Source organism: Candidatus Nomurabacteria bacterium (assembly GCA_023898525.1).
Taxonomy (GTDB): Bacteria; Patescibacteriota; Minisyncoccia; order Phycocordibacterales; family UBA918; genus OLB19.
On record CP060227.1, the window covers coordinates 660,954 to 687,061 of the forward strand.

The window sequence follows — 26,108 nt, forward strand, 5'->3', positions numbered from 1 at the left end:
TAATATTATATTAAACCACCAAATGAAACCATATAAGTATTTATAAAAGCTGGGATAACAAAAGCCAGTCCTATCATCGGCAGTACCACAACCGCTATAGTGGTCCACATAGTTATTAAAAAATACTTCCTTGTCTTTTCTACCGACTCATAAATAGCTTCTATTTTCTCTCCTTGTTGATCTAGTTGTTCTTTGATGGATCGTTCCATAATTAAAATATATTGTAACATTGTGTGTCATTTTTAAGCAAAAATTATAGGCGCAATTTTTAATTGCGCCTATATAAAACATATACAATTCTTCTATGAAACTTTTTTAAGTATAAAGAAATGTCCAGAACTATAACACGATGTTTCTTGATTAGTGCGGGGCTTGATATCATAAATACTTAAGCCAGAACCATGTAATGATTCTACATGAATTGTATATCTGCAATTCTCTTTTGTTATGATTTCAAAATTAAGCACAGCTAACATATTACCAAACTGGTCTTCAGTGTCAGCCAAATATAAGAGAAAAGCTAAGGCTTCCCCGGGTGACAAAAAGGCTAAATCTTCCTCTGCTCCCTCCTGGAAAATGTCTACGTCGTTTTTAGAACTCACTTGATTTGAATTTACAGTAACAAGTAATGGCTTAAATTTCCTACATACAGCATCCTCTTCGATAAGACCAAAAAAAGTTTCCAATATTTGTAACGGAGGGTATGATCCAAACCTTGGTTGCACCAAGTTATCAAAGACGTCAATCCCAGATATGTTTAGTATTTTTTTTAAATCATCAACTGAGTCCGGTATAGATATCAGCTCAAGAGTTTTAGTCATTATTTCCACCTCTCAAAAGTTATTTGTCGAATTTACACTAAATCTAGCAACTCTTATATCACAAAATACAAGCACTCGCTACAGCCATGTAGCGAGTGTGATATGAGGTTAAGCAATATTCCAGATAACCGCTCCTCTTCTAGCCTTTTCTTTTACAAACCGCCAGATCTTGGCATCATAAAAAGGAGCGGAGGGATACGGAGGGTATTCTCTAGCCACTTCCTCGGATTTTTCAATGACCGTGTACTCTACATCATGTAGCAAAAAACCCAAACTGACTCCACATACTTTAGTCTTTGGCCAAGCTTCTTTTAAACAGCCAAAAGTAGTCCCAGAACCAACCGCTACCCACACTTCTTCGGGAGAAGTAATTGTTTCTTTCGCCAATTTTATCAATTCAGTCCGAAATAACTCACAATTAAATCCGATTGGTAAGTGGAAGGCTTCATTCTCTCTAGCCCAATTTTTCACCAAGTTGCCCACTTCATGTTGTTTTCTGACTTTATTAGCAAAATGAAAGAAAACATTCGGAAAATCTTTTAGATACTCAGTTACGTATGTATATCTTGGGTTACCAGCTAAAAATATATGCGCTTCTTTTCCCATCTTCATCGCAGCTATAGCTAAAGCCAGACCAGAGTGACCATACTCATGGACCGCACAAGCTATTTTAATTTCTGAAATATGGCGCAAGGCCTCTTCCAGTGCCAAATGTTTAATTCCACCGGGAACCAAATCACCCCGTACCACCCTAAAACCATCTATTTTATGAACCGATAATTTATTCATCATCTTCTCCTACTAAAGTTAACCTACTTTTACTTCCTTCTGCTCTAAAGTCGTTGCCAATAGCTATAATTACTAACTCTGATAAAGCATCAATGGCATGTGGTACATTACTGGGAATCAAGTATATAAGACCGGCTTTCAAGTCAATCTTGGTATCAAGATAAGTCAAAATACCAAGACCGTATGTCACCACCAAAATATGCGATCCAACATGAGTATGAAGACCGACTTTTTCACCAGCGGCAAAGCGTATCAAGCTAGCACCAAAGGGTTTATCGCCGCTTTGGTCAAAAATTAACGACAATGCTGTTGCATCACTCTTTACCATTTGAATTGGTTGCTCGCCTTTCATCGGTGTTAGTACCCTATCCTTCATCTCTGCCCAAGTAGCTGATTGAAAATTATTAAATGCGTTCATAATTCTATTCTTGACTTTAAAACAGTCCACCAATATACTTACAAATAAATAACGAGTGGCAAATACCACCACAGAGTGATAAGGGTCACCATAAATAGCAAATATGGAATACCAAGAAATACTACAGACATTAGGCTTAGCCAAAAATGAAGCCAAGATTTACGAGACTTTGATTCGTCGCGGAAATTCTTCGGTTAGTACAATATCTGAAAAATCAGGGGTACATAGACGCAACGTCTATGATTCTTTAAATCGTCTTATGGAAAAAGGATTAGTTATTGAAGTAGTAGATTCCAAAGAAAACATTTATCAAGCAGTCGAACCTAGAAAATTACAAGAAATTTTAGCCGAAAAAACCAAGCAACTTGAAGCCGCCCTCCCCTCTCTCGATAAACTTTACTTTAGTACGCCATCTGAATACCGAGTACAAACCTACCGTGGCAAGGAGGGTTGGAAACAATACATGAGAGACATACTGCTGGTAGAAAAGCCTTTCTATTCAATTGCTGCTCAAGGAGCCTGGCTTGATGAACGAGTAACCAACTTCATCCCCGGATTTCTCACCGGGTTAAAGAAAAAGAAAATAAAAATGTATCATTTATTTGATTATGAAGTAAAAGCAGCTAGCCACCCGATTATTCAGCATGTAGGTAAACATTATAAGTTTTTACCAAAAAAGTACGCCACTACTTCCGGTATCGATATCTTTGGCGACCGAGTAAATATCATGCACCATCAATATCTCGGTCAAGTCGGTGAAGTTGATGAGATCATGTTTACTGTTATTCAAAATCAAAACCTAGCCGACTCTTTCAGAACCTGGTTTCAGTACATGTGGGACTTTTGTCCTGAGATTAAAGACTGATTAATATAAATAACAATTACCATCCAAACTCTGAATAAGTAATATTATTCCTATAATTTTCAATACCGGCTTTCATGAAGTCAATTGTGTTGTCTGGTAAATTATCTAAATCAAACCAATCAAGACCATCACATTTATGTGGCTCACAGTTTTTTATCTCGCCCTTGTATGATTTTGTGGTCATAAAAAAATCTACACGTACATCTTTCTTATTATCCCTATACATCACATGAACCACTTCCAGATCTTCTGGTTTTATATCAATTCCAATTTCTTCTTTTGTTTCCCTGGCACAGCCTTCCTTGGCTGTTTCGGCGTTCTCTATGTGTCCAGCGGGAACTCCATAAAACCCATCCATAAAACCGGTTTTGAAACGACGCCCTAATAGAATCTTATTGTCTTTAATTAACAGTAAGTATACTGAACCGACGCAAGTAAAATCTTTTTTCATTTCTACAAGTGTAGCAAATGCAAAACTTGAAGCAAGTTGCGCACAATACGGGTGTACTTTGGTTAACTTTTAAAGGTACATTATTATGAAAACAGACATTAACAAAGAACCATCATTCAGAGGAACTGGAGAAGACATTCCCCACGAAGGTGCGGAAATAATTGAAAGAAATGCCATCAACGCTGTCGTTTGTAACCCAAAAACAGGTAGATATATGCTATTAAAATGGAAAGATCTACCTTGGATAGCTTTTGTTTCAGGTGGAATTGAAAAAGGACAGACTGCCGAAGAAGCGGTCAGAACTGAAGTCAAGCAGGAAACCGGTTACATAAACCTTAAACTCATAAGCGTATTACCTCGCTACAATGCCTTGTTTTGGCACGGAGGAAAAAAGGTGAATTGATTAGCTAGATTTCAAATTTCTTATTTGAACTAATAGATTACGAAAAGGTTGAGGTTGATTCAGACGAACTGGCTCGTCATGAGGAGATTTGGCTAACTTTGGATGAACTTAAGAAAACAGATTTACAAGAAGGTCCACGATTCCTTTTGGATCATATAATTCAACAAGGATTGTAGCCCGCCTATCTGACACGATAAAACCCGCACGGTAGTAGATTGTGCGGGTTTTTGCTGGATTAGCTTTAGTTCATTGAGTCAAGCTCTAATAAAGATGTGATGTGTCGAATCACCAAAAGTATAAACTTGGATAATCTGATATGTTTTAAACGCAATTATTTTGCGATAAATCAGACACTTATACTTATCTGGTAATCCAAGCGGCTTTTCTTCTACAGTAAAATTATGGTGCCAGGTTATGATGTTCTTGTAGAATTTATCTAATAAAAGAACACTGGTTGGTAAAAAGACTATAAGCAAGGTTTTGGTCAGTGATAAATCACTGAAAAAATACAATGTTAAGGTACCCACGACCAATATTTCACACAGCCACCAAAATAACCTAAACCATCTAAAGTTTCTGAGCTCTATTATGAGCCTCAGCCACCCTGGTGCCACCCTGTAAGTAAAATATTCATAGCAAGTATCTGCAGGATGTAACCTTAAACTTTCCAAGTACACCCATTCTTGATCCAATTGCTCAGCTAATATAGCAGCTTCCGTTCTGGCCTCTTCTGTGTCTACATGTTCTGGTATACCCATTTTTCACTTCTCCTATTAGAAGTTAAAGAAAAAACAAATTACTACGTCTACTGACTGAGATTATACTATTTTGAGGGTTTGTAAAGATACAATGGCCAATAATAAAAAGAGTGTGAATCACGTTTGAAACACACTCTTTTGGTTTATTATTAGTGATGATGGTGAAGGCCTCCGGAAATTAAGCCAAAGGTAATACCACTAAGAATAGCTGACCAAATACCAAAAAATGGATCATAGACAGTGCCATACCCTGGGTAGGGGTCAGCAAATATTATCGGATCATTATAATATCCCCAGTAACCAGGCTGTGGCGGTATGTTGTATCCGTAGTCATAATAACCACCCATTCCTCCATAATAAGGATGAGGTGTAATAACACAGGCTGATGAAAATGACGCCATTATTAACACCGTAACAACAATTATTAATTTTTTCATGATGAAACCTCCCGTAAAAAGAAACGTTTAGAACAATTTTATCTTTATTTAATAGTTTAGTTTGGAAGAATTGTCAACTCATGTCTTTGAAATGATTAGTAAGTGTTACTTTTTTTATGGTGATTAGTTTTAAACATTTCCGCCAACTTTAAAACACTGGGAAATACATCAAGCTTCCTACAATCTTCCAAGTCAACAAAACGAAGTTCTGTACACTCGTCAGATGGAGTGAAGTTTAAATCTTCTAATGTAGTTTCGTATAAAACATTAGCAAACCTAACACCATCACTCTCTCGCCTATCTGTAAGAAAGTAACTGGGTGTATCCGCTACAAAAGTAACCTTAAGTCCTGTCTCTTCTTTAATCTCACGTTTTAGATCTTCTTGTGCTGACATACCCCAATCTAATCCTCCGCCAAGTAGTTCCCAGTTACCGTTTTCTTCTTTGGCAACAAGAAATTTGTTCTTGGTCTCATTTAGAACCAACGCCTTTACACTAACACGATAAAAACACTCGGGTATTGAACTCATATGAAAATATTTAGGTTTTTAAGAGGTGCCAAGACGCGTTGTCTCCGGCTCTGTGTGAAGATAGTTTACTTGATTTGATAGAAGATAGCAAAATTGTTTATTCAAAGAATATACCCCACCTTTCAAGGTGGGGCTATTTCGATACAATAGTAGGTAATGTCACCAATTATAAAAAAGTCACACAGTGCTAGTGAACTAGTCTACCACTTTGTTTTCCCTGTGAAATACAGAAGAAAGATATTTACCGAAGAAAACGAACCAACCCTGAAGGAGTTAGCTTTGGAATTAGAAAAACGTTACGAACTCCACTTTTTAGAGATAGGTATAGATAAAGATCATGTTCACTTTCTTATCCAAGCAATTCCAAGCTATGCTCCTTCGTATATTGCCAATACTGTTAAAGGAAACATTACTAAACGTTTTTTCTTGGCTCATCCAGAGGTAAAGATCTTTCTCTGGGGTGGTAACCTTTGGACTGATGGCTATTACGTTAATACTGTCGGTAACGCTAATATGTCTATTGTTAAAAACTACGTACAGAATCAAGGTTTACCTGAATACAAACAATTACACCACCAAACTCTCTCGTTGTTTTAACTTAAAACTCTCTTCATGTGCCACTGATACCCCGTGTCTTCAGGCCGGGGTAGTTCATTGACCCTATAAACCCCCAGCACAGCTGGGGTGTACATTTAAAGACAACGTCGTATTACGATTAAGTCCTCCCTGACAAGGGAGGACTTAATCGCTTAATACATAATACGTATGTCATATCACAAACGTACCATTAGAACATTATCACACTGTTTCTACGATCTGATATATCACATCGTCTGGACACCTAAATACCGAGGTAAGGTACTGGATAAACCAAAAGTAAAACAAGAAGTCAGTCGCACCATAGGTCAAATATGCAAATGGAAACAGTGGGAAATAATAGAGTTAAACATCCAAGATGATCATATCCATCTTATACTTTTAACTTCACCACGTTACTCCATATCGTATGTGATGCAAATAATCAAAGGAAAATCATCAGCTTGGATGAAGAAGAAAATCAAAAACACCGATAAACTCTATGATCGAGGTTCACTCTGGGCCAGAGGTTATTTTGTATCAAGTATTGGTCTAGATGAACACCTGATACGTCGCTACGTACGTCATCAGTACGATAAGAATCAACTAGAACAACCATCGTTGTTTAATCTCTTTAAGTGATGCTGGCATCGCCAGCTATTATGAAGCCACTGGACCTTAGTCCGGTGGTTTGTCACTTCCTGATGTAAATTTGTATAATTTTCTGTCGTCTGACCAGGTTTCTAATGTGCACTGAATATCACTAAAAACAATTATATACTCCCCTATCAAGGGGTACATATTTTTCATATATTTATAGTTTGGATATACTTCTGGTTCTTTTTTATTAGTCATAAAAGGTTGGGTATATTTATCATATATAAAATAATTCCAACTTAAACATGAGGCCACAATTTTACAGATTATTCTATAGAAATATCTTCTGGTTTCCAAAAACATCTGCAATGTTTACTTTTACAATCTCTAATATGAGCATTATTCATGACAAATGAAATTTCTTTAGGAGTAGAAAAAGGATATGCTTTTTGACTCATTTCCTTACATATGTCACAAACGTACTCATCCTCTGCAGTAAATAATCGAACGCTTTTTACAACTCCTGATTGTGACATATGCCTTATGTTGTTTCTAGCTTCATGTAGAGAACCCTCATAATCTTGACCATTATTTTTTAATGCCCATTCATGCATAATAAAAGGTAAATCTGATTTCTTAACCCATTTCTTTTCTCCAGAAACTAAAGTTCTTGCATAGATATCCTCACCACATTTTGGACATTTTTTCTTTCTTGTTGGATTACTTACGTCCGTATTGCAATAAGGACAATTTGTATATGTTTTTAAAACGGTTTCCTTTTTGAATAAGCCAAACATTATATATTGATTATAACAAAGCGGGTGAGAAGAATCGGTCACCTTCGCATCAATATTTTGTTCGACCAAGGGTCTCCAAAATATTGTGCTACGCGACCCCGTCGCTTCATACCGAAGCAAAAAGTGTTTTGCTTCAGGCTTCGCATGAAGCTCTTTTCGATTCTTCTCACCCGCACAAATGGCCGGCCGAAACGCGAAAGCGTTTCGGCCGGCCATTTGTGCGGGCTATTCAACGATGTTCGAACTTTTTTAATGAAAATGACCACCCCAAATTGAGGTGGCCAAGGAATTATTGGAATGGATTTTCCATTCCAAAAGTAATTAAAGGTGTTCCGTTATTGATTACATCTTTTGAAACACCGTATTTATCTTCATAGAGCTGGTCTACCGCGCAAAACTTTGCATCAGACCACTGAAACCCCAGTTTTTCAGACACTGTTCTCACAACATCCTCTGAAACACCCTCAACCTCCACGAATGAATCGAGAAATGGCCATGTGTCTATTGTCACTTCGACACCATCAAGCAACCAAAGCTCCCTCAAGGTTTCTTGATAAGCCTTTCGTACACACCCAAGCGACTCGAGCAAGAGTTCAGCGTTTTCGAATGAGTCCACTTGTACACAGACCTCTTTTTGGTCATGTATAGCATCACCTCCTACTGATTTAACACTGACTGTGATTTTATCTGACTCGTCTCGTACACGAGCCCATCCATTTACCACCTGCGAGGTTGCTGGAAGATTGAAAACACTTCTCTTCTGCAAGAATTCACTCTTTTGAAGTTTCGCTCCAGCAGATGAAAGTTTTTCTCTGATTATCTCTTTATCCACCTTAACAAAGGTAGCTTCGTATTCGATTTGCATATTTTCTCCAACTGGTTTCAAATTCTCCACAAAATTTATATCACAAATATTGTGTTTGTAAATATCTAGAAATTATTCGCACTTATCGAATGTAAAGTAACGGAAGTTCGACACATCGTAACCATAATTCTCAATAATTTTCTTTGGGTCTATAAAAAGCGCCTTGTTCCAATCTAATCCTAACTTTTCAGCAATATCTTTGACGTGTTGCTCTGTATCTCCCTCAATTTCAAGCATTGGTGGTATTTTTGGCCAAGAATCAATATCTAATACCACGCCATCAAACTTAATCTTTCTCCTCTTTTTCTGCTGAACTCTGAAAGGTATAAGTTCCATTTTTTCTAAAAAGGCTTTGAGCTGCTCTGGCTTATCTACTGTAAATTCTATTTCTTCTGCACCATCAATTGTATCTGCTGTGATTTGCTTGTGGGTAAAAATGTGTTTTCCATCATAGCTTCTAATACGTGCGTATCTTCCAGTAGGACTCCAAGTCAAATCCTTATCATAAAAAATTGTCTCCTCGAGCAAATGTTCACCCAAATCAACACCGCCAAGTGAAACAGCTTTTGCAACAATCTCCTCGATGTCTATCTCAATAAATCTTGCTTCTATTTCAGTTACCATATATCTCTTTAATTATCTCTTCTAATAACCATCATTTGTTTTGTGTCTCTAATACCAGCATTTGTCATACTGTCCATAAATTGACTGTACTCTTTGCGTTCAACAGATTCTGAAGACTCAATCACCAAAGATTTTTGTTCGTCTGAAAGCGAAACCACCATTTCTATCATTTCTCCAAGACTACGATAAGTATAAATTTCAGACCCCTCCCTTCTTTGCCAAGCGTCAAAAATAAAAGATTCCTGACCTAGTTCTTGAATAGCAGACTCAAGTCTTGACTGCTCGTACGCACCAGACTCGATTTCACCTAAAATATGTTTGAGTGATTCTCCATATTTTTGAAGTAACGCATAATCTAGAAAAGAAACGACGTGTCTCTGCATTTCTCGATGGTAGTGGACTGAAGCAACAGCCTCTGCTCCCTCTCCAATATTCCACATTTCATCAGATACCTGATTTACCTTAAGAAATTTCTCTCTAAAGCCACTATCAAAATTTTTTAAGAAGTCTATTAGCGCCGGATTATACTCACCAGATAACAACTCTTGTGAATTATCAGGCAGTCCAACATCACGATAAAAAATACGACCACCTTCAGTTAAGTGTGCCGTAAGCTTATCAAAAACTTCTCTCAAGTAGTCACTAACACTTACAGTTCCTTCAAGAAAATCTTTATTGTATGAGATAACTTCGTGAATAACCGCAGAAACATTTATCGCAGAAAATGACCTTTCCGCAAACGGAAGCGCTGTTAAATTGGCAGCTACTCCAAACACTTTATCTTCTGGCTTATGAACACGTCTAACTAATGGTTCTAGAATATCAATTGCATACACTTCTAAATCAGGGTCTTTTATATCACGTTTTATTTTTTCAACCCCTTGACCACCACCAACACCAACCTCCATAACCCGAACCGTTCCGTCAATCCTGGGTAGCGACTCAGAATCTAATGCTTTAATGAGCATTCCAACCTTTTCATCAATACCGCCTTTAAGCTGTTCAAGATATTCCGTGTCACCTTTTTCGTTTTTTGAGAAAGTTTCCATAAAAAAGCAGAGGGTACTAGCCCCTCTGCCCAATCATACTATGCTCATCACTAGAATGCCATTTTAACGACCATTTCTGTACATTGCTCAACTGAAAAACTCTTAGTGTCGAGCGAAACAAATGGCTGCTTTTCAAGAACCAAATTCCTGAACAAAGCTTGTGTTAAATCAAACTGTTTATCCAGAACTCTTTTGTCACCAGCATCCATACCTCGAGCAACTATCCGCTGGATTTGTGTGTCGGCGTCAGCCACCAAAAGTACAGTCAGGTCTGGTTTAAGAATGGTTGCAAAATCATCGTCAGTGACCGTTGCACCCATTACCTGATGATAAGTGAGTGTGCTAATCCAGTAGCGGTCACATATCACGTGTTTACCAGAACGCACTAACTCGGAAACCTCTTCTGAAGCATCCTGAATTGCATTCCGATAGAAAGCATAGTGTTCATCAGCACTAGCATCTCTATGCAACTTTTCGCTGTATTTTTGATACTTCTTCGGCGGCGTAGCATATGCAACCCCGCCAACCTTATCAGCGATACGTGTAACTAGCGTGCTTTTTCCTGTGCCATCAGCACCTTCAAGTACAAGGAACATTTTTCACCTCCAGATTTAAGGAAAATTTGCTAGCGTAAAAATAGTACAATAATTTTAATATGTCAATGTTTGTTTCTCAATCTCAGAAAGGACAGTTGAGACGGAGATTTTAAAATTGTCACCAACCTGAACCCTATATAAAGGTAGTTCAGCATCTTCAAACACATCATCTACAAGTTGGTCGCGTTCCATACGGCTAGGCTTGTTGTGTGAACTTCCATCCAGCTCAATTGCAATTAGTGGTGTCATCTTGTCGTTACAAATCAAAAAATCAACGTGTTTAGGTAGTATCTGGTTACGCCTCTGATAGTAACCATTTCCGTTCACTACATCCACTATGTCAGCTATACGCATTTTAGGAAAAATAAATAAATTGTCTGGTAGGCCAGATAGTAAAGATTGAAATAGAGCCATTTCACTATCGTTCATGACCACTGCTTTCTTTTTGTATTCACGTTGCTTTTCAATAACCACTTCTTTAACCACCTTTTGTTTAAAGGGCGAAATTAACTTAAAGAATAGCCACTTAATGAACAAAGCACAAAGCAGCAAGAAAATGACCAGAAAGACCAGATTGAAAAGTAGTTGTAGTAAGTTAGTTTCCATACCTGCTAACTATAGTATGTAGAACCAGAGGTAGCAATTACATACGCTGTGTGTAATGAAACCACGGTTACTAGTTAAGTTTGGAAATACAATCCGTAAACTACGAGAGGAGCGTGGTTTGTCCCAAGAACGGTTAGGTGAGATAGCCAAAGTTCACCGCACCTATGTAGGAATGATAGAGCGTGCAGAAAAGAACATCACTTTCACAAACATTGAAAAATTTGCAAAAGCCCTTAAAGTAGACATCAAAGACTTATTTTAAGGATGGAAACTGCAAATATACTAGACAGAAAACTTGCTGCTATAGAAACCAGTCAGACTGACACTGACTGTTTTAAGCATATCCACGGCTACATAAAATACATACTCGAAACACCAGAGCTGAAAGCAATTCTTGATACTGAAGAAAAAGATTTCTACAGAAAAGTTAAGTTCACAGATGACAATATCAAACTAGAACAAGCTAATTATTATCAAGCGTATTTTGTTGCATCGTACGTCCGTATTTATCTCCCAATCGAACACTACTGGAACAGCAACGAACAAGATGAAAAACAAGACCCTGTTGCACTGCTTTTAATTTGGGGGCCAAAACACCCACGAACTATGAAATGGGTGAACGGTCATGATTTCTTTTCTAAAAGAGAACAGCTCAAACAACTTAAAAGCTATTGGCAGTGGTTTGATGGTCAGCGTGATTTTTACATCAGTGAAATCAAAAACCTACACCTTGCCTTGATTACAGAATTATCTAAACAGAAAGCATTGCCAACTGTGGCCGATGAAAAGCCAGATGTTTTTCAGATGAACTTAGAAACAGGCGACTTTAATCTTGGTGGTGTTACTGGAACGTTGAACATAACAACCCAAGAATTTAGAGTGATGGCAAAATTATATACAGCACCCAATCATCGTATGCCATATCTTGATTCAAAGAATATACCCCACCTTTCAAGGTGGGGCTATTTCGATACAATAGTAGGTAATGTCACCAATTATAAAAAAGTCACACAGTGCTAGTGAACTAGTCTACCACTTTGTTTTCCCTGTGAAATACAGAAGAAAGATATTTACCGAAGAAAACGAACCAACCCTGAAGGAGTTAGCTTTGGAATTAGAAAAACGTTACGAACTCCACTTTTTAGAGATAGGTATAGATAAAGATCATGTTCACTTTCTTATCCAAGCAATTCCAAGCTATGCTCCTTCGTATATTGCCAATACTGTTAAAGGAAACATTACTAAACGTTTTTTCTTGGCTCATCCAGAGGTAAAGATCTTTCTCTGGGGTGGTAACCTTTGGACTGATGGCTATTACGTTAATACTGTCGGTAACGCTAATATGTCTATTGTTAAAAACTACGTACAGAATCAAGGTTTACCTGAATACAAACAATTACACCACCAAACTCTCTCGTTGTTTTAACTTAAAACTCTCTTCATGTGCCACTGATACCCCGTGTCTTCAGGCCGGGGTAGTTCATTGGTTAGATGCCTGAAAACAAATGCCACAGAGGCTTCAAAAACAGATAAAAGAATGCTTGGTACAGTGATTCGTAACATTAAAAGACAGCTTGGTATTCTTCCAGAAGATAAACGAGTGAACGAGGACATCTTCCATAATGAAATGAAGTTTGGCTATCGGCTTGAAATAAAAGGTTAATTTCTTTTCCATAACATTTCCATATCTTTTCCGTACCCTTTCGAGGGTCTTTTTTATATCGTGCTGGCATGAGTTTCAGCCAAGGATTAGTAGAACAGTACCAGCGATACATGGAACGTCGTTGTGGGGTTTGTATTACTCACGAACAGGCGCAGCTACACCTTGCTTCCTTAGCACGACTCTATACAGCAATTTCTTTTTCGCAAGACTCTGGCGGTGGTCGCGTGCGGCTTTCGCCTCACCCTCACCCCGAGGCGGGGTGAGGCGAAAGGCCGCGTCGCGGCCTTTCTGCGCAGCAGAAAGTGACTTGATTTTATATACACATAGTTCGACATCATTTATGAGTAGACCACGCACCAGTCATTACAAAATTGTTATTTCAGGACACATTGTTGAGGCAATGCAGTATGCCAAAGCAGTTGGCTACAGTCTTGAGTCAAGTAAAAAGCAGGCACCGTATCGCAAACGACGAGCTTTAGCTGAGCAAGAGATAACGGCTAGTTCACTCAGTCGGACAAAGAACAGGCTAATTCGATTGGTGAACGCTAATTGTTTTATGTGGACTGATATAGACGGACAGATAATTAAACCGCAGTTTCTGACCTACACTATCCACGAAAATATTAAGACAGTTGAACAAGCTAACCCGCTTTTCACCAACTACATCAAACGACTGAATTACCATACCTACGGCACTAAAGCATCGGTAATTAAATACGTGGTTGTGCCTGAGTTTCAAAAACGTGGGGCAGTTCACTATCATGCAGTGTTCTTTAACCTGCCTATGATTAACTCGAGGAGAGAATATAAAACGGGTGAGTTTGCAAAAGTTTGGGAACATGGATATATCAAAAAACGAAACATAAGCAAAGTACCAAATGTTGGTTTGTATATGACTAAGTATATGACCAAAGATGCCATGGATAGACGACTAGTTGGCAGAAAGAAATATTTTTCTAGTCGAGGCTTGTTAAAACCAGAGGTAATTACCTATGAACATTTAGCGGGGGATATGATGGACTACTTGTCAGAACTAAAACCAATGCACGCTTATATCACGTCACCTAATGATGAACGTCCGTTTGTTGAGAACCCTACTTTTTGCGCGACATACAATCTATCCACTGAACAGTTGCATGATTTACGAAATTTCTATACCCTCGATAGTGCTAACTTAAGGTAGCGTATGAAATACATCCTTTATTGTCGAAAATCACAAGAGTCAGAGGATAGACAAGTGCAGTCACTTGAGGCGCAAGAGCGTGAACTGAATGACTTTGCTAAACGTCATAGTTTGGACATTGTTGGTGTGTATCATGAGAGTCGGTCTGCTAAGACGGTCGGTCGTCCAGTATTCAATGAGGTGATTAAGAAAATACAATCAGGCAAGGCTGATGGTTTGCTTTGTTGGAAACTAGACCGCTTAGCGCGTAATTTCATAGATGGTGGGCTTGTCATTGACCTATTGCAGCACTCAGTCATTAAAAGTATTCAAACCCCTGCTAAAGAATATCTACCAACTGACCCTGTATATCTGATGGTGTTTGAGCTTGGCGTGGCTAATCAATTTTCTCGCGACCTGTCTGAAAACGTAAAGCGTGGCAATCGTGAGAAAATTCGCAATGGTGGCTGGCCTGGATTAGCACCTTTTGGTTATCTAAACGATAAGGCAGAGAAAACGCTTTATGTTGACCCCGACCGTGGGCCATACGTACAGCAGATGTATGAACTCTACGCCACTGGTTTGTATAGTCTTAAAGAGCTGTCCAATGAGCTTTATGAGCGAGGATTACGCACCAAGCAAGGCAACAAAGTCCATTGCGGTACCATCAGACATATTTTGCGTAACCCAATGTATCACGGCGTGATTCGCTACCGTGGCAGCTATTACCCAGCTAACTTTACTAGCATTACCACCAAAGACCTTGTACGACAAAAGCATGAACGTCATGGACGGTAGTGCAAAACCGCGGAAGCAAAAGCACCTCTTTCCCTTAACTGGATTGTTTACCTGTGGTGTCTGCGGATATGCCGTGACCGCAGAGAAACAAAAAGGTTACACGTACTACCACTGCACTAACGGCAAGGGAATTTGTGACCAAAAGAAACTATTCATTCGTGAGGAAAAACTTGATGAGCAACTGGCACCAATCTTTGATGATGTTGCATTTGACGAGGAACTAATTGAAATGATGTATCAGGCGGCACTTGAGCAAATGGAACATGACGACCAGTTCAACACCGCAGCTATTGAGAAACTAGAAAAGGAATTGGCCGCAATCAAACTAAAAGATAATCGCTTACTTGATGCTTTCTTAGCTGAAAATATTGAAAAGGATATTTACGATGCAAAACAGGCAGAAATAAAGCATGAACGGATTGCACTAGAGAAACAATTAGCTGGAATGCGCCAAAATCACCAAAACCCCTACGCAACTATCGAACGGGCAAAAGAGTTGTTTTTGTTTAGTAATAGAGCCAAATCTGAGTATGCGAATGCCGTTCCTGAGCGAAAACAAGAAATCGCTTATGAGTTACTATCGAACGCTTTACTGAAAGACCGAAAAATGGCTCAACCACAACTTAAAAGCCCTTACGATATGCTCGCAAGGACTCCTAAGAATGCTGATTTTGCAATTATGTGCGGGTGAGAAGAATCGAACTCCCGACTACTGCTTGGAAGGCAGTCGTTTTACCACTAAACTACACCCGCAAATATACATTTCATTTTTTCCTCTTTTGCGTGAGAAACTATAGCATTTTTATCCTAAAATTTCCACAAAACCTGATATACTTGTCTCTATGCATTATCTTGTCGACCTGGTTACGGCTGTACTTGTAGGATACTTGGCGTTTACTAATTTTTTGGCAGATAAACTAGAGGTTGTCTTTTTGGCTTCTGAGGAGATTACTATCCCGATAGAATATGGAGGAGAAATCACCCTTCCCTCTTTACCAGCTCCGATTGAAGAGGCTGGCTTGTCCGATCTTCTTTTAAAGAGTAAAGAATACCAGCAAGCGGCAACGATCGGCTCAAGTGTTAATCGTACTATTACCGACCCAGCAAAAGCTCTGGTTAATATTTATTGTACATTTACCAGCTCTAGCACTATACGTACCACTACCGGTACCGGATTTTTTGTTCACAGTGATGGTGTCATTATGACCAATGCGCATGTAGCTCAATATTTATTGCTTGATGACACAGATTTATTTGGTGAAGCAGAATGTTTAATCCGCACTGGTAACCCTGCTAAAGCTGAGTATGTCGCCGAGTTGCTTTATATATCCCCGAGCTGGATACAAAAGAACGCCAGCACCATCGATTCCTCGTCTCCGAATGGTACAGGAGAGCGTGATTATGCTCTTTTGTATGTTACGAAGTCGATCACAAATACACCTTTACCGGCAAGGTTCCCAGCCTTGGCGGTTAATATTGATTTACTGCCGGTCAGTTATCGGGGGCATAAAGTTCAGGCGGGTGGTTATCCGGCCACAGATCTATTAAATGGTGATACGAATAGCCCGCTTATACCTAAAATAGCTTCAACAACCGTTTCAGAGCTTTACACCTTCGGATCTAACTATGCTGATGTCTTTTCGGTTCGCGGTAGCGTGGTCGGGGCGGCGGGTTCCTCTGGTGGTCCAATCGTAGACGTAGACGGACGGGTTGTGGGTATGATTGTAACGCGTGGTGATGATAGTATTGATGGAGCCGGCAGCCTCAGGGCTATTACCCTTTCACATATTCACCGAACCATAATGGACGAGACTGGATTTTCATTGGCCAGAAATCTTGGCGGTAATCTAGAACAGCGTTCGTTGATTTTTTCACAGACATTAGCTCCTTTTTTGGTCAGAATACTTTCTGAGGAAATTAGTCACTAATTCACAGTTTTTATTTGATGTTACATTTAAGTGACGTTAACATACATGTCTACATAACTTTTGTTATAAGTTATGTGTGTGTTCTTTTAAACAATTGATCATTGTTTTAAGGAAACCGCGAGTATTTTAGTACTCGCGGTTTTCCTATTGTGTTGTGCCTACATGCTTAAATTCGTCCGATTTCACTCTGTTTGCCACCATTTTACTAAAATTAAACAGTATCTTATTTGACTGTATGTCGTCTTTAAATATTTCTTCTACAGCCGCACCGTCTGGTAAATACCCAGGAGATTCTTTTATTCTTCCCATCATATCGCCATAGGTTAGTTCTGGGTGAAATTGTACGGTGTAAATATTTTTCTTGTAGCGTAGTGCTGAAACTTCACACTTATCACCCCCGCTCATTAATAATACTGCGTTATCTGGAATCCGATCCAGTATATCTTTGTGCGCATAATGAGCATCAAAGGTATCAGGTAAATCAGTAAATAAAAAATACTCATTCTTATCAACTAAAAGCTTAACTTGGTGTGTACATGTCTTTTTCTGTTGTTCTGAGTAGCACACTTGGGCCCCGGCAAAAGCGCCTAGCAACTGATGTCCATAACAGATACCAAGGGTTGGGATATCATTATCAAAAATATATTGAAACAGTGGTCGTAATTGACCTAAAAGTTCGTAAGAAATACGTCTTTTTTCATCGTCTTCACAGCGATTACCATCAAAATCAAATTCTCCGGAACCACCCAAAATAACCCCATCATAGCCAGACATTATGACTTCCGGAAAATTCCAGTCGATAGTCTTATCTAGAGCGTCAATAAAGTCTACGTCTGTATTCCCTTTTATTTCACGCCGTATACAAGTCTGCTCCTGCTCAATTGAAGCTTGGTTTTTTCTGAATTGTATACTAAGGATTTTTTTCATGATAAAAATAAATTATAAACAAAAGTTGTGGTTGCGTAAAATCAAGGACTCTAAGTGACTGTTAAAACAAAAGAACCGACCTAAAGGTCGGTTCTTTTGTTTAAAGTATTCTAGCTACCTACACGCCAACCGACCAGCTTGTGTAGCTGAAAATCCAAAAGAGCACAATAGCAATAACTTGCTTTACTTCTGTATTTGGAACGGTTGTGGCAATAGCTTGCATAATTTCAAGTATAATCAGTTTTAGTTTACTGTCAATTTTTGCTCAAAATAAAACTTAGGTAATAGACTTTGTCAAAATAGTCTGGGTTGGGTAAGCAAATTCTATCCCTAGCTTTTGGAAGCGCTCCATCAAAGAGAAGTTGAATATTTGTTGCACATTAAGGTAATCGTTGTGGTCTGGTGATTCAATGTAATAAACAATCTCAAAGGTTAAAGAAAAATCGCCAAAGGTAGTGAAGTGGACTCTGTCTAATCTACCACCTTCCAGATTATTAAATATCTCTATCACTTCGGTTTCAATTTGCTTTAATTTCCCGAGCGGTGTTTCATAAAGTACACCAATTTTGGTCACTATGCGGCGCTCCTGCATTTTCTTGTAGTTATTTACTCGGGCGGAAGTCAGCTCCATGTTGGAAATAACTAGTTCCTCTCCTTGTAGAGTCTTTATTCTGGTTGATTTGACGCCAATCTTTTGAATGGTACCAGAGTCGTTTCCTACTACCACGAAGTCCCCAATCCGGAACGGTCGGTCCAAGTAAATAGAGAATGAAGCAAAAAGGTCAGATAAAATTCCCTGCAAGGCCAAAGCGACGGCCAAACCGCCTATACCTAAGCCGGCCAAGAGTGAGGTAACCTCAATTCCTAGGTTAGAAAGTATAAATAGTATACCTAGTACCCATAGTATGATCCGTGCTGCCAGATCCACCATATGAGAAGCGGTGGCTGATCCCGGATCTACTTCCCCATCACCGTCATTGTCTCTCTCTAGAAAGCGTGAAGAAAAGTAGCTCACAAATTTAAGAGCAATTTCTATCAACTGCCAGACGACTGCAAATAGAAAGACCGCGGTAATTGTTTTATCAAACCAATTTGGTACAGAAACCATTTGTAAGGCGAAGAATAGCGAGGCGATAGTATAGACCCAGACTCTGATTCCCTGCACGGCAGCGATAACCACATCATCGATATCGGTGCCGGTCTTGCTTGAAAGTTTATGCAAATGCTTTATCACTACATTGCGTATTACCCAAAAAGCAAGGGTGAGAACTATAAAAACAATAAAAGCCGCCAACCAAGAACCAACTTGTAGCTCACCTAATACAGGTAGAGTGTAGGTGGCATTGGACAGGGAGGCTAAAAAATTATTGGTATCAAACGGGTTCATAAATATGTGTAATATAAAAATTGAGTGTTAATTTAGTAACCCTAGCAAATACCAATAAAAATAACAACAAGCCACATCTTGTTGCTGATGTGGCCTTGGTTTAATTTAGTATAAGGGTTTTTAGTATGACTTCTTGACTTTCACGGGATGATCACTTATTCCTTCATGTTCGAAACATGGAAGTTTACGTTTACAGACACCATTGGTGTCAAAAAGTTTGTCACCTCCTTTTCCGACCAGGCCTTGATCTATCTTTTCGTAGGTTTGATCTGAATGATTAAGCACTACACCACTCACAGTTGAATCACCTTTTTTATCTGACATTTGCATTCCCCTTCTAAAATTATTTAAAGGACTTTCCTCTTACCCCGCAAGGGATAAGTATATTTTCAATCTATAATCGTTGTGATTACGGACTGATGAAAAATTTTTGTAAGAAAATTTTTCATCAGTCAACAATTCCTCTCTACCAGAAACAAAACCGGCCCTTTTTGGGCCGGTTTTGTTTCTGGTTGTTCTAAATATATTTTTATATATTTGAACCGACAAACCGACCCTGATCGCTGACAATCCACCCGAGCACGAGAACAATCACTCGCATGGTGCGCTTGAATGAGTAAATGTTTGTCGAATTACTCTGCATAAGTTTTAGTATATACCCATAAAGATGAGTGTCAAATATTTTTCCACTGCTTGATTATAAATATAACCGCACATGATCTGGTCGTGTGCGGTTATTGATTTGATAATATGGGAGTGCCTATTTGTCTCCATGGGTAGTCTCTCGTTGGATTATTTTTTGACGCGTTTCAATAAACTTTGCCATTATTTTTGCCCTCCTTAATCCTTCGTCAATAGGCTCTGTTGTGTCAGTTGGCAATTGGTTTTGAAATTGGTTAGTATCTTTTTTGTCCATTATCTTCCCCTTAAGTAGGATTATATTAAAAGAACTATATTCAGCCGTTTGATTACGGACTGATGAAAAATTTTCTTAAGAAAATTTTTCATCAGTCAATAAATTGTGAAGTAGAACAAAAATCCGGCCAGTGGCCGGATTTTTGTTCTACTTCGCATTTTCTTATTTCATTAAAAACAAAACCGACCAGCTCATAAAGCCAATAATAATGCTAATAATTGAAATAATTATTTGCGGTATAAAGCTATATGAAATGGTCGCTGTTTTCGCCCTCATCATTACAGTATATTTGGTATGTCTATTAGTGTCAAATATATGTACGATCTCACCACCTTTGAGACTCTATCTCATAATGTTCTCTATAATACTCCATGGGCGACAAAAGACCCAGTCCTTCATGCGGTCTCTCATGGTTATACCAATACAACCATTCATTCAGTGAATCATTGAAGTCAGGAATACTATCTCGAAGCAGGGATCGGTGATAAATAATGTGTTCTTCTTGAACGGTACGATTGAATCGCTCTATATAGGCATTCATCTTAGGACAACGTGGATAAGTGTGATAATGGTTGATGTTAAGAGTTAAACAAGCTTCGTGGAAGTATTTAGCGAATTCTGAACCATTATCAGTCTGTATCTCATCTATACTAAAAGGGGTATAGTGTATAAGTTGTTTTAGAAAGTCTCGAGCACTATTTGAAGAATGACTGGTATAAGTACGAGCGTAAGCAAACCGTCTTTCTATGTCTATGGCGGTGAGTATGTACCGTTTAGTGCCATCTATGTGTCTCACGATAGTGTCTATCTCCAAACCTTGTTTTTGTGGTCTTCTTTGTTTTTTAACCTTGGTTTTTCTTTGTTCTTTGTGTGTACCACTCTTAGCGTACCAAGAGAGCTTAACTGGATTCGGTAGTCTACCTAGTTCTTTAAGATCACTGATACAGCGATTAACATAGGAAACTGACACCTTGAATCCTTCCTTCTTCAATAGCGGTACCAGCTTTTTCCCACCAATCCGTGGTCGCTTAGTACGCCAGTTGATAATAGCTTGCTCTAGTGGTGGTGATATCTGTCTCACTCTTCGTTTCTTAGGAGCAGTACTCTTGGGGTCTAGGGCTTGGATATTACCATTACTATCATTTAGTTCTTTTTGCCATCTAAATAAAGTTGGTCTAGATACGCCAAAAGCATCTTTGGTGGTATTAGTACCATGTTTTTGCCAAAACGTGAGTATTTTAACTCTTCTTTCGACCTCCTGTTTGTTTTTCATTGTCTGCCACTTTAGAGCACTATCAGCCGCTTTGGCAAACCCTCTGGTGTTCCTTAAAATGTTATGTATTCTCATTACTCCTTATTTAAGGAGTCTCATATGTATGTGAGATTATTCAATATAAAAAAGAAAGCCGCGAGATAAATTCGCGGCTAAAAAGATACTGCAACACAATTGATCAGGCGGTCGCTACAGATGTGGCTAAAGCCGTCTCTGCCGGAGGTGATACTTTTAAATACTCAATATCACTTACAAATAGCCATTTTGCGTTATCTGCACATGAGTTATATAAGCCGAGATCTGGGTATAAGCCTATATCACCTTGACTGTTCCTGTAGAGTAGTAATATGGACCCTTTTGTCGTCTTTAAGCCCTCAAGTTTGAAGGTATCACCGTATACAAAGTAGTTCTCATCTTGTAACAGGTATTTCTGCAAGATATCTGAGTGAACAGAACAGATGGCATACATCAGTCCGTCAGGTAGTTTTTGCAGACTGCATTTCTCTGCCGAGTCAAATACATCTCCTCTATTCGCGATATTATCCTCAGACAATTTCTTAAGCTCACCAATTGAAAGACACTTAATCGAAACATTGATTATATCGACATTATTAACATTACTTAGCTGAAAAATCTGTTTTTGATTTTGTAAAGAATCAGCTATTATTACAGGTTGACTTGTAGAACCTACTCCTAAATGAACTGTTATAATTGGCCACATAAAATTCATGATCGTTCTCCTTTAAAATGCTGTTTAAAAAATAAATCTTTAATCACAGCCGTAGGTACTAATTTAAATTGTAAATAAGTAACTGCGGCTGTGATCAATAGTGCACATGGGAACGTCGATGTCTGATGATTGTGATAAGTTTTAAAGTACACTACTTCTTCCCTATCTGGGCAAGTTTTGGTCCGTCTTTGGTTACGGACCGGTGGAAAATTTTTAAGCTTAAAAATTTTCCACCGGTCAACAATCATAACTAACAAAAAAACCGGCTCTTGGCCGGTTTTTTTGTTAGTTTACACTCACTAATTAAAACAACCGACCGAGCCGCTCACCAAAAAACCAAAAATATACAAATGTACTCATTGGCTTCATGTTTACATCAGTTATTTTATTAGTCTGCATTGCCTTAAGTATATTCCCTTTTTAATAAGTGTCAAATTTAGTTTCGTCGGTCTGTTGTTGTTGTTTGGTCTGATGATTCAGTATTCTTAGTACTGGTGCCGGTGTCTTCATCAATTTCCATCGGTTCTGAACTGGTACTAGTAGTGCTGGTGGTAACTTCAGTCGTTGTAGCCGTATCTGGTAAGCCCGTCTCTTTATCAGCGTTTATGAGTTTAATGATTTTGTCTTCATCAGCATCAAGAGCTACCCAAGAATCTTGTAGTAGAGCGTGAATTTCATGAATTGATGATTCAGCTTCACCTAAGTCATACTCTTCAGATTCAGGATTCAAGTTGAGTGTGTCTAGCTTTTCTTCACTTTCCCTTACTACCTGACTAATTTTATCATTTATTTCTAGTGAATCACTCGTTTCCAAGGCTTTATTTATGTAAAGGATAAGTCTTTCACTTTCCTTGACCAAGGTTTGTACTTGCTCACGCCTTTCTTCTTCGGTAAGGGTTACAGGTACGATCTCATCTACGGTCAGAGTTTCTCTAACGTCAATATTGGTCATAAAGACAATCAGCTTCTGTATCTTCTGTAGCGTTTCAACTAGCCCTTCCCTAGTTTCAGTGGTGGCAGATTCTGGATCTTGGATCAAGGTTGCGGTTTTCCGTTCAATATCTTCTAATCGTCTTTTTATATCAGCTTTTTCTTCGTCAGTAGCATTTTCTTCAATATTATTTAAAAGCTCATAAGCTCGTGTCGTTTCACTTTCTACCCTACCTATCAAGCGCTCATATGATGGTAATTCTTCTGACTCAGAAAGATGCGACATAGCTAGAACATCTACAATCTTGTCGGTGTTATTTTTGGGTGTAGTGCTGGCTTTTTGAGTACTTTTCAGTGAAGTGGATTGGATATCCAGAGTAGTGTCTAGTTGAATGGTGGCTAAAATAGCTGCTTCTTCATCGGTTTGTTTTATGTTCTCTATTTCCTTTCTGGCGTTTTCGCTGTGTACACGAACCGCTTCTGCAACACTTTCTTCAATTTCTTCAGTCATCTTTCCCTCACTAGCCAGCAGTCTTGCTTCGGCAATACGGCGGTTTAGACGCTCTGTTTCCCAAACAACCTTATCGTAAGAGCTTCTAGCTAAAGTGCCACGGACTTCTTCGTTAAGATTTACTTTGACTGAGTACAAAACATCACCTGGCACAGCTCTCTCAGCTACATATGGTATAACCAAAACTAGGGTTGCCATCACTGCTCCAGACCATTGTAAAAACTTCCACTTATGAATATGTAAAGTCTTTACAACCATGTCTTGAGCAACATTTTCGGAAGAAATAACAGTATTTGTCTTAGGTAATGGATGGTATTCCATATACGAAACCAACCGCTCACGCAGCTCACGCTTTTCACCCTCTTTCATTTTGAGTGAGTCGGCTTTCTTATTTAATTGTTCGCTAAAGCGTTTCATTTTATTTTTTTCCTTTTTTTATTACCTCACTTTTTTCTTCCATCTTATCTCTCAACATCTTTAGCCCACGATGCAGTCGGACAGAAACCACATTTTCTGATTCTTCAATCAACTCACTTATCTCTTTTGGACCTAACCCATCCACAAACCTAAAGGTTATAACTTCTCGGTACGTATCTGGTAATTCAGCAAGCAATTCAAAAGCTTTTCGACCGTCAATTGTTGCTGCCAACGCTTCGGTATTATTTTCGGTCAAGTCAGCAAACGAACCCTCGTCCACTCCCTCAGCTTCAAATAATGAATCCAGTGATAACTCTTTTTGCTTACGGTATGAGTCAATTATCAAATTATTCAAAACTTTATATAAAAATGACCGATAAGCATCTATTTTGTGCCCTGCTCTAATGTATGTCCACACTTTAGTAAAAGTGTCTTGAACAATATCAATCGCTTTTTCACGGTTGTTAACACGAATAACAGCGTGGCGAAACAGTGCATCGCTATATTCATCGAAAGCTTTTAAAAAACTATCCTCTTGGCTTTCAGTTATGTCGTCTGTCTGTTTTCGACCCGCCATATGAAAACCATTATACAAGTAGACGTACCGATACCCTAATTCTTACTGACAACTTGAAAAATGATAAACTCTTAGTATTTTGATCTAATACCTTCTACTAATTCTGGGAATTCTGTTAATAGAAAGTGGTTTTTGTCCTCAAAAGACACAAGATTAGCCTCCTCTAGATGATTTCTGTAGTTTAAAAACTCCTCATAAGGCACTACGAAATCGTCTTTTGAATGCCATATATTCACCTCCTTAACCTGTTGACTTAAATCGGAGAGTTTGTCCATGTTAAATAGAAAACTAGCACAGTCTTCCCCGCTCGAATGAGGCTTGACCTCCCCGCTTGGTGCTCCTAAGATATATAGTGATTTTATTTTGTGGGGAAATTTATTTTCACTTAGATATTTGGCCAAGAACACCCCTCCGAGTGACCAGCCTACTAAGGTTACCTCATCCCTAATAAACTCAAGATGTCGCTCAAACCATATTTTCCACTCCTCATATCTGGCGTTTTGTTTGTTTGGCATGGAAGGTGAAAAAACCTCGAAATCGTCTCCTAAATCTTCAGCTAAAGTGGCCGGCCAAAAGCTTTTCGTTTCTGCACCAGGCAAATTCCTTATTGGCATTGTACGAAGTGCTTGGAGGAAATCCTCGTGTTTGGAGTATGAGTCACCGCCATGTATGTATAGTACTTGCTTTTTCATAACCACTCATTTCTGCGGAACAATATCACTAATGAAATAAGCATAATGGTACTAAATCCTAAGATGATGAAAAACATGCTTGGATTGTCTTGCATTGGCAATGCAACATTCATACCGTACATTGAGGTTATAACTAGTGGTATGGTCAAAAGAATTGTCAAAACAGTAAGTATTTTTAGGGCGTTATTAAGACGGCTGGTCATGATGGCCTCAATTGAACCGCGAATATTTTGAATGGTGGTAAGAACTGATCGGGCGGAATTTACCACCTGACTATTGGCTATAACCAGGTCTTGCATAATCTCTAGATCTTCTTCAAAAAAATGCATGTAACTGTTATTGCCTGTCACCTTCTGTAGCCAGGTGTTGGTCGGGACTAAAGCGTCTACCATATTATTGAGGCTACTTTCATATCCTACCAGTCTTTCGATATCCTTTGGTCCAATCCGACTAAGCCTTACACGGTCTTTGTGCACCGCTTTTTGCAGACGCTTGAGCTCGCGATCAAAAGAATTAGTAAAAATGCTCATCAAATGTATGAAAAACTTGGTTTTTTGGGTAGTGTGAACTGTCTCATGACCGGAAATTATTCGACTAAACTGAGGTACCTCTCGAATATGAATGGTCATGACAAAAGTACTGCCTACTACTATTAGTATAGGTGCGGTAACGTCAACCTGGTTTTGGTTCTCTGCTCGATACGGATACCTGGTAAAAAAGTAAGTAGCGTTGTCGGTCTTCTCCATTCTAGGTATTTCGTACAAGTCTTTAGCATCAGCCAAAATATCTTCATCTAGTGAAAACTTCTCTACTAGCTCACTCAACTCATTATCGGTAGGTTCTGATACATTGATCCAGACACCAGAACGTGGCTTATCGATTTGTTTTAGTGAGTCATCTTTAAGGGTACGGAAATAGTATGTGATCATCGTCTAATATAATGCCCTATTTAGAGGTATTTGCAAAATAGGTATCTGAATAAAATCTAGTTTAGAGAACATAAACACTCGCTTTT

The 26,108-nt window shown here is 38.7% G+C and carries 36 protein-coding genes and 1 tRNA gene; 13 read left to right on the forward strand and 24 right to left on the reverse strand.

Annotated features, from left to right (window positions below; genetic code table 11):
• Nucleotides 1–5: 5 nt before the first annotated feature.
• From H6779_03140 to H6779_03155, 4 genes are all read right to left on the reverse strand, one after another.
• The gene (locus H6779_03140; protein USN87386.1) at nucleotides 6–209 is read right to left on the reverse strand and encodes a hypothetical protein; all 204 of its coding nucleotides are present in this window, start codon (nucleotides 207–209) and stop codon (nucleotides 6–8) included.
• Between the two features lie 93 nt (nucleotides 210–302).
• Nucleotides 303–821, reverse strand: a complete 519-nt coding sequence (locus tag H6779_03145; GenBank protein USN87387.1) for a hypothetical protein — start codon at nucleotides 819–821, stop codon at nucleotides 303–305.
• Nucleotides 822–929: 108 nt separating this feature from the next.
• The gene (locus H6779_03150) at nucleotides 930–1,613 is read right to left on the reverse strand and encodes a hypothetical protein (protein ID USN87388.1); all 684 of its coding nucleotides are present in this window, start codon (nucleotides 1,611–1,613) and stop codon (nucleotides 930–932) included.
• Nucleotides 1,603–2,028 carry a cupin domain-containing protein gene (locus H6779_03155; GenBank protein ID USN87389.1) on the reverse strand — a complete coding sequence of 142 codons (426 nt, stop codon included), beginning with the start codon at nucleotides 2,026–2,028 and terminating at the stop codon, nucleotides 1,603–1,605. The genes H6779_03150 and H6779_03155 overlap by 11 nt, the downstream gene beginning before the upstream one ends.
• Nucleotides 2,029–2,131: 103 nt before the next feature.
• On the opposite strand from H6779_03155, the gene H6779_03160 reads away from it, so the two are divergent.
• The gene (locus H6779_03160; GenBank protein USN87390.1) at nucleotides 2,132–2,893 is read left to right on the forward strand and encodes a TrmB family transcriptional regulator; all 762 of its coding nucleotides are present in this window, start codon (nucleotides 2,132–2,134) and stop codon (nucleotides 2,891–2,893) included.
• Nucleotides 2,894–2,909: 16 nt separating this feature from the next.
• On the opposite strand, the gene H6779_03165 is transcribed toward H6779_03160, so the two are convergent.
• Nucleotides 2,910–3,344 (reverse strand): NUDIX domain-containing protein, encoded by a 435-nt coding sequence (locus H6779_03165; GenBank protein ID USN87391.1) that lies wholly within the window; start codon nucleotides 3,342–3,344, stop codon nucleotides 2,910–2,912.
• 85 nt (nucleotides 3,345–3,429) lie between these two features.
• Between H6779_03165 and H6779_03170 the strand changes: the two genes are divergently transcribed.
• A complete protein-coding gene (locus H6779_03170) occupies nucleotides 3,430–3,747 on the forward strand; it encodes an NUDIX hydrolase (GenBank protein ID USN87392.1) in 318 nt (105 codons plus the stop codon).
• Nucleotides 3,748–4,001: 254 nt separating this feature from the next.
• On the opposite strand, the gene H6779_03175 is transcribed toward H6779_03170, so the two are convergent.
• The 3 genes from H6779_03175 to H6779_03185 form a co-directional block, all read right to left on the reverse strand.
• Nucleotides 4,002–4,505, reverse strand: coding sequence for a hypothetical protein (locus H6779_03175; GenBank protein ID USN87393.1), 504 nt, complete (start codon nucleotides 4,503–4,505; stop codon nucleotides 4,002–4,004).
• A 149-nt stretch (nucleotides 4,506–4,654) separates the two neighbouring features.
• Nucleotides 4,655–4,942, reverse strand: a complete 288-nt coding sequence (locus tag H6779_03180) for a hypothetical protein (GenBank protein USN87394.1) — start codon at nucleotides 4,940–4,942, stop codon at nucleotides 4,655–4,657.
• Nucleotides 4,943–5,037: 95 nt separating this feature from the next.
• Nucleotides 5,038–5,472: an NUDIX hydrolase gene (locus H6779_03185; protein ID USN87395.1), complete on the reverse strand. Its 435-nt coding sequence runs from the start codon at nucleotides 5,470–5,472 to the stop codon at nucleotides 5,038–5,040.
• Between the two features lie 156 nt (nucleotides 5,473–5,628).
• Here H6779_03185 and tnpA (H6779_03190) point away from each other — a divergent pair, with 156 nt between their 5' ends.
• The gene (gene tnpA, locus H6779_03190; protein USN87396.1) at nucleotides 5,629–6,069 is read left to right on the forward strand and encodes an IS200/IS605 family transposase; all 441 of its coding nucleotides are present in this window, start codon (nucleotides 5,629–5,631) and stop codon (nucleotides 6,067–6,069) included.
• Between the two features lie 168 nt (nucleotides 6,070–6,237).
• A complete protein-coding gene (tnpA, locus tag H6779_03195; protein USN87397.1) occupies nucleotides 6,238–6,690 on the forward strand; it encodes an IS200/IS605 family transposase in 453 nt (150 codons plus the stop codon).
• 281 nt (nucleotides 6,691–6,971) lie between these two features.
• On the opposite strand, the gene H6779_03200 is transcribed toward tnpA (H6779_03195), so the two are convergent.
• The 6 genes from H6779_03200 to H6779_03225 form a co-directional block, all read right to left on the reverse strand.
• On the reverse strand, nucleotides 6,972–7,442 hold the full coding sequence (locus tag H6779_03200) for a hypothetical protein (protein ID USN87398.1): 471 nt from the start codon (nucleotides 7,440–7,442) through the stop codon (nucleotides 6,972–6,974).
• 289 nt (nucleotides 7,443–7,731) lie between these two features.
• The gene (locus tag H6779_03205; protein USN87399.1) at nucleotides 7,732–8,307 is read right to left on the reverse strand and encodes a class IV adenylate cyclase; all 576 of its coding nucleotides are present in this window, start codon (nucleotides 8,305–8,307) and stop codon (nucleotides 7,732–7,734) included.
• A 72-nt stretch (nucleotides 8,308–8,379) separates the two neighbouring features.
• A complete protein-coding gene (locus H6779_03210) occupies nucleotides 8,380–8,931 on the reverse strand; it encodes a CYTH domain-containing protein (GenBank protein USN87400.1) in 552 nt (183 codons plus the stop codon).
• Between the two features lie 8 nt (nucleotides 8,932–8,939).
• Nucleotides 8,940–9,980, reverse strand: a complete 1,041-nt coding sequence (locus H6779_03215; protein USN87401.1) for a methyltransferase domain-containing protein — start codon at nucleotides 9,978–9,980, stop codon at nucleotides 8,940–8,942.
• Nucleotides 9,981–10,030: 50 nt separating this feature from the next.
• Nucleotides 10,031–10,576 (reverse strand): AAA family ATPase, encoded by a 546-nt coding sequence (locus H6779_03220; GenBank protein ID USN87402.1) that lies wholly within the window; start codon nucleotides 10,574–10,576, stop codon nucleotides 10,031–10,033.
• Nucleotides 10,577–10,630: 54 nt separating this feature from the next.
• Nucleotides 10,631–11,005: a DUF2726 domain-containing protein gene (locus H6779_03225; protein ID USN88298.1), complete on the reverse strand. Its 375-nt coding sequence runs from the start codon at nucleotides 11,003–11,005 to the stop codon at nucleotides 10,631–10,633.
• Between the two features lie 232 nt (nucleotides 11,006–11,237).
• Here H6779_03225 and H6779_03230 point away from each other — a divergent pair, with 232 nt between their 5' ends.
• From H6779_03230 to H6779_03265, 8 genes are all read left to right on the forward strand, one after another.
• Nucleotides 11,238–11,444 carry a helix-turn-helix transcriptional regulator gene (locus H6779_03230; protein ID USN87403.1) on the forward strand — a complete coding sequence of 69 codons (207 nt, stop codon included), beginning with the start codon at nucleotides 11,238–11,240 and terminating at the stop codon, nucleotides 11,442–11,444.
• Nucleotides 11,445–11,446: 2 nt separating this feature from the next.
• Nucleotides 11,447–12,202: a hypothetical protein gene (locus H6779_03235; protein ID USN87404.1), complete on the forward strand. Its 756-nt coding sequence runs from the start codon at nucleotides 11,447–11,449 to the stop codon at nucleotides 12,200–12,202.
• Nucleotides 12,168–12,608: an IS200/IS605 family transposase gene (tnpA, locus tag H6779_03240; protein USN87405.1), complete on the forward strand. Its 441-nt coding sequence runs from the start codon at nucleotides 12,168–12,170 to the stop codon at nucleotides 12,606–12,608. The genes H6779_03235 and tnpA (H6779_03240) overlap by 35 nt, the downstream gene beginning before the upstream one ends.
• Nucleotides 12,609–12,641: 33 nt before the next feature.
• Nucleotides 12,642–12,845: a hypothetical protein gene (locus tag H6779_03245; protein USN87406.1), complete on the forward strand. Its 204-nt coding sequence runs from the start codon at nucleotides 12,642–12,644 to the stop codon at nucleotides 12,843–12,845.
• Nucleotides 12,846–12,913: 68 nt separating this feature from the next.
• Nucleotides 12,914–13,108 carry a hypothetical protein gene (locus H6779_03250; GenBank protein ID USN87407.1) on the forward strand — a complete coding sequence of 65 codons (195 nt, stop codon included), beginning with the start codon at nucleotides 12,914–12,916 and terminating at the stop codon, nucleotides 13,106–13,108.
• A gap of 77 nt (nucleotides 13,109–13,185) precedes the next feature.
• Complete coding sequence (locus H6779_03255) at nucleotides 13,186–14,028, forward strand: hypothetical protein (protein USN87408.1); 843 nt, start codon at nucleotides 13,186–13,188, stop codon at nucleotides 14,026–14,028.
• 3 nt (nucleotides 14,029–14,031) lie between these two features.
• Complete coding sequence (locus H6779_03260; GenBank protein ID USN87409.1) at nucleotides 14,032–14,805, forward strand: recombinase family protein; 774 nt, start codon at nucleotides 14,032–14,034, stop codon at nucleotides 14,803–14,805.
• Nucleotides 14,786–15,496, forward strand: coding sequence for a recombinase zinc beta ribbon domain-containing protein (locus H6779_03265; protein USN87410.1), 711 nt, complete (start codon nucleotides 14,786–14,788; stop codon nucleotides 15,494–15,496). The genes H6779_03260 and H6779_03265 overlap by 20 nt, the downstream gene beginning before the upstream one ends.
• On the opposite strand, the gene H6779_03270 is transcribed toward H6779_03265, so the two are convergent.
• Nucleotides 15,488–15,558, reverse strand: a tRNA-Gly gene (locus H6779_03270). The two genes, H6779_03265 and H6779_03270, sit on opposite strands and share 9 nt — an antisense overlap.
• An 89-nt stretch (nucleotides 15,559–15,647) precedes the next feature.
• Between H6779_03270 and H6779_03275 the strand changes: the two genes are divergently transcribed.
• Nucleotides 15,648–16,733, forward strand: a complete 1,086-nt coding sequence (locus H6779_03275) for a trypsin-like peptidase domain-containing protein (protein ID USN87411.1) — start codon at nucleotides 15,648–15,650, stop codon at nucleotides 16,731–16,733.
• A 144-nt stretch (nucleotides 16,734–16,877) separates the two neighbouring features.
• Here the strand turns inward: H6779_03275 and H6779_03280 are convergent, their stop codons facing one another.
• From H6779_03280 to H6779_03320, 9 genes are all read right to left on the reverse strand, one after another.
• Nucleotides 16,878–17,660, reverse strand: coding sequence for a type 1 glutamine amidotransferase (locus H6779_03280; GenBank protein ID USN87412.1), 783 nt, complete (start codon nucleotides 17,658–17,660; stop codon nucleotides 16,878–16,880).
• A 277-nt stretch (nucleotides 17,661–17,937) separates the two neighbouring features.
• The gene (locus tag H6779_03285) at nucleotides 17,938–19,047 is read right to left on the reverse strand and encodes a mechanosensitive ion channel family protein (GenBank protein ID USN87413.1); all 1,110 of its coding nucleotides are present in this window, start codon (nucleotides 19,045–19,047) and stop codon (nucleotides 17,938–17,940) included.
• A 120-nt stretch (nucleotides 19,048–19,167) separates the two neighbouring features.
• Nucleotides 19,168–19,377, reverse strand: coding sequence for a hypothetical protein (locus H6779_03290; GenBank protein ID USN87414.1), 210 nt, complete (start codon nucleotides 19,375–19,377; stop codon nucleotides 19,168–19,170).
• 911 nt (nucleotides 19,378–20,288) lie between these two features.
• Entirely contained in the window at nucleotides 20,289–21,311 is a 1,023-nt protein-coding gene (locus tag H6779_03295) for a transposase (protein ID USN87415.1), read from the reverse strand.
• A gap of 103 nt (nucleotides 21,312–21,414) precedes the next feature.
• The gene (locus H6779_03300; protein ID USN87416.1) at nucleotides 21,415–21,957 is read right to left on the reverse strand and encodes a hypothetical protein; all 543 of its coding nucleotides are present in this window, start codon (nucleotides 21,955–21,957) and stop codon (nucleotides 21,415–21,417) included.
• Between the two features lie 445 nt (nucleotides 21,958–22,402).
• A complete protein-coding gene (locus H6779_03305) occupies nucleotides 22,403–23,824 on the reverse strand; it encodes a hypothetical protein (GenBank protein USN87417.1) in 1,422 nt (473 codons plus the stop codon).
• 1 nt (nucleotide 23,825) lies between these two features.
• Nucleotides 23,826–24,401 (reverse strand): RNA polymerase sigma factor, encoded by a 576-nt coding sequence (locus tag H6779_03310; protein ID USN87418.1) that lies wholly within the window; start codon nucleotides 24,399–24,401, stop codon nucleotides 23,826–23,828.
• A 71-nt stretch (nucleotides 24,402–24,472) separates the two neighbouring features.
• Nucleotides 24,473–25,093 carry an alpha/beta fold hydrolase gene (locus H6779_03315; GenBank protein ID USN87419.1) on the reverse strand — a complete coding sequence of 207 codons (621 nt, stop codon included), beginning with the start codon at nucleotides 25,091–25,093 and terminating at the stop codon, nucleotides 24,473–24,475.
• A complete protein-coding gene (locus H6779_03320; protein ID USN87420.1) occupies nucleotides 25,090–26,022 on the reverse strand; it encodes a magnesium transporter CorA family protein in 933 nt (310 codons plus the stop codon). The genes H6779_03315 and H6779_03320 overlap by 4 nt, the downstream gene beginning before the upstream one ends.
• Between the last annotated feature and the right edge of the window lie 86 nt (nucleotides 26,023–26,108).

What these genes read in the sequence shown, in the direction of transcription:
- H6779_03140 (USN87386.1), bottom strand. Translation starts at nt 209, where the DNA reads ATGGAACGATCCATCAAAGAACAACTAGATCAACAAGGAGAGAAAATA.
- H6779_03145 (USN87387.1), bottom strand. Translation starts at nt 821, where the DNA reads ATGACTAAAACTCTTGAGCTGATATCTATACCGGACTCAGTTGATGAT.
- H6779_03150 (USN87388.1), bottom strand. Translation starts at nt 1,613, where the DNA reads ATGATGAATAAATTATCGGTTCATAAAATAGATGGTTTTAGGGTGGTA.
- H6779_03155 (USN87389.1), bottom strand. Translation starts at nt 2,028, where the DNA reads ATGAACGCATTTAATAATTTTCAATCAGCTACTTGGGCAGAGATGAAG.
- H6779_03160 (USN87390.1), top strand. Translation starts at nt 2,132, where the DNA reads ATGGAATACCAAGAAATACTACAGACATTAGGCTTAGCCAAAAATGAA.
- H6779_03165 (USN87391.1), bottom strand. Translation starts at nt 3,344, where the DNA reads ATGAAAAAAGATTTTACTTGCGTCGGTTCAGTATACTTACTGTTAATT.
- H6779_03170 (USN87392.1), top strand. Translation starts at nt 3,430, where the DNA reads ATGAAAACAGACATTAACAAAGAACCATCATTCAGAGGAACTGGAGAA.
- H6779_03175 (USN87393.1), bottom strand. Translation starts at nt 4,505, where the DNA reads ATGGGTATACCAGAACATGTAGACACAGAAGAGGCCAGAACGGAAGCT.
- H6779_03180 (USN87394.1), bottom strand. Translation starts at nt 4,942, where the DNA reads ATGAAAAAATTAATAATTGTTGTTACGGTGTTAATAATGGCGTCATTT.
- H6779_03185 (USN87395.1), bottom strand. Translation starts at nt 5,472, where the DNA reads ATGAGTTCAATACCCGAGTGTTTTTATCGTGTTAGTGTAAAGGCGTTG.
- tnpA (USN87396.1), top strand. Translation starts at nt 5,629, where the DNA reads ATGTCACCAATTATAAAAAAGTCACACAGTGCTAGTGAACTAGTCTAC.
- tnpA (USN87397.1), top strand. Translation starts at nt 6,238, where the DNA reads ATGTCATATCACAAACGTACCATTAGAACATTATCACACTGTTTCTAC.
- H6779_03200 (USN87398.1), bottom strand. Translation starts at nt 7,442, where the DNA reads ATGTTTGGCTTATTCAAAAAGGAAACCGTTTTAAAAACATATACAAAT.
- H6779_03205 (USN87399.1), bottom strand. Translation starts at nt 8,307, where the DNA reads ATGCAAATCGAATACGAAGCTACCTTTGTTAAGGTGGATAAAGAGATA.
- H6779_03210 (USN87400.1), bottom strand. Translation starts at nt 8,931, where the DNA reads ATGGTAACTGAAATAGAAGCAAGATTTATTGAGATAGACATCGAGGAG.
- H6779_03215 (USN87401.1), bottom strand. Translation starts at nt 9,980, where the DNA reads ATGGAAACTTTCTCAAAAAACGAAAAAGGTGACACGGAATATCTTGAA.
- H6779_03220 (USN87402.1), bottom strand. Translation starts at nt 10,576, where the DNA reads ATGTTCCTTGTACTTGAAGGTGCTGATGGCACAGGAAAAAGCACGCTA.
- H6779_03225 (USN88298.1), bottom strand. Translation starts at nt 11,005, where the DNA reads ATGAACGATAGTGAAATGGCTCTATTTCAATCTTTACTATCTGGCCTA.
- H6779_03230 (USN87403.1), top strand. Translation starts at nt 11,238, where the DNA reads ATGAAACCACGGTTACTAGTTAAGTTTGGAAATACAATCCGTAAACTA.
- H6779_03235 (USN87404.1), top strand. Translation starts at nt 11,447, where the DNA reads ATGGAAACTGCAAATATACTAGACAGAAAACTTGCTGCTATAGAAACC.
- tnpA (USN87405.1), top strand. Translation starts at nt 12,168, where the DNA reads ATGTCACCAATTATAAAAAAGTCACACAGTGCTAGTGAACTAGTCTAC.
- H6779_03250 (USN87407.1), top strand. Translation starts at nt 12,914, where the DNA reads ATGAGTTTCAGCCAAGGATTAGTAGAACAGTACCAGCGATACATGGAA.
- H6779_03255 (USN87408.1), top strand. Translation starts at nt 13,186, where the DNA reads ATGAGTAGACCACGCACCAGTCATTACAAAATTGTTATTTCAGGACAC.
- H6779_03260 (USN87409.1), top strand. Translation starts at nt 14,032, where the DNA reads ATGAAATACATCCTTTATTGTCGAAAATCACAAGAGTCAGAGGATAGA.
- H6779_03265 (USN87410.1), top strand. Translation starts at nt 14,786, where the DNA reads ATGAACGTCATGGACGGTAGTGCAAAACCGCGGAAGCAAAAGCACCTC.
- H6779_03275 (USN87411.1), top strand. Translation starts at nt 15,648, where the DNA reads ATGCATTATCTTGTCGACCTGGTTACGGCTGTACTTGTAGGATACTTG.
- H6779_03280 (USN87412.1), bottom strand. Translation starts at nt 17,660, where the DNA reads ATGAAAAAAATCCTTAGTATACAATTCAGAAAAAACCAAGCTTCAATT.
- H6779_03285 (USN87413.1), bottom strand. Translation starts at nt 19,047, where the DNA reads ATGAACCCGTTTGATACCAATAATTTTTTAGCCTCCCTGTCCAATGCC.
- H6779_03290 (USN87414.1), bottom strand. Translation starts at nt 19,377, where the DNA reads ATGCAAATGTCAGATAAAAAAGGTGATTCAACTGTGAGTGGTGTAGTG.
- H6779_03295 (USN87415.1), bottom strand. Translation starts at nt 21,311, where the DNA reads ATGAGAATACATAACATTTTAAGGAACACCAGAGGGTTTGCCAAAGCG.
- H6779_03300 (USN87416.1), bottom strand. Translation starts at nt 21,957, where the DNA reads ATGTGGCCAATTATAACAGTTCATTTAGGAGTAGGTTCTACAAGTCAA.
- H6779_03305 (USN87417.1), bottom strand. Translation starts at nt 23,824, where the DNA reads ATGAAACGCTTTAGCGAACAATTAAATAAGAAAGCCGACTCACTCAAA.
- H6779_03310 (USN87418.1), bottom strand. Translation starts at nt 24,401, where the DNA reads ATGGCGGGTCGAAAACAGACAGACGACATAACTGAAAGCCAAGAGGAT.
- H6779_03315 (USN87419.1), bottom strand. Translation starts at nt 25,093, where the DNA reads ATGAAAAAGCAAGTACTATACATACATGGCGGTGACTCATACTCCAAA.
- H6779_03320 (USN87420.1), bottom strand. Translation starts at nt 26,022, where the DNA reads ATGATCACATACTATTTCCGTACCCTTAAAGATGACTCACTAAAACAA.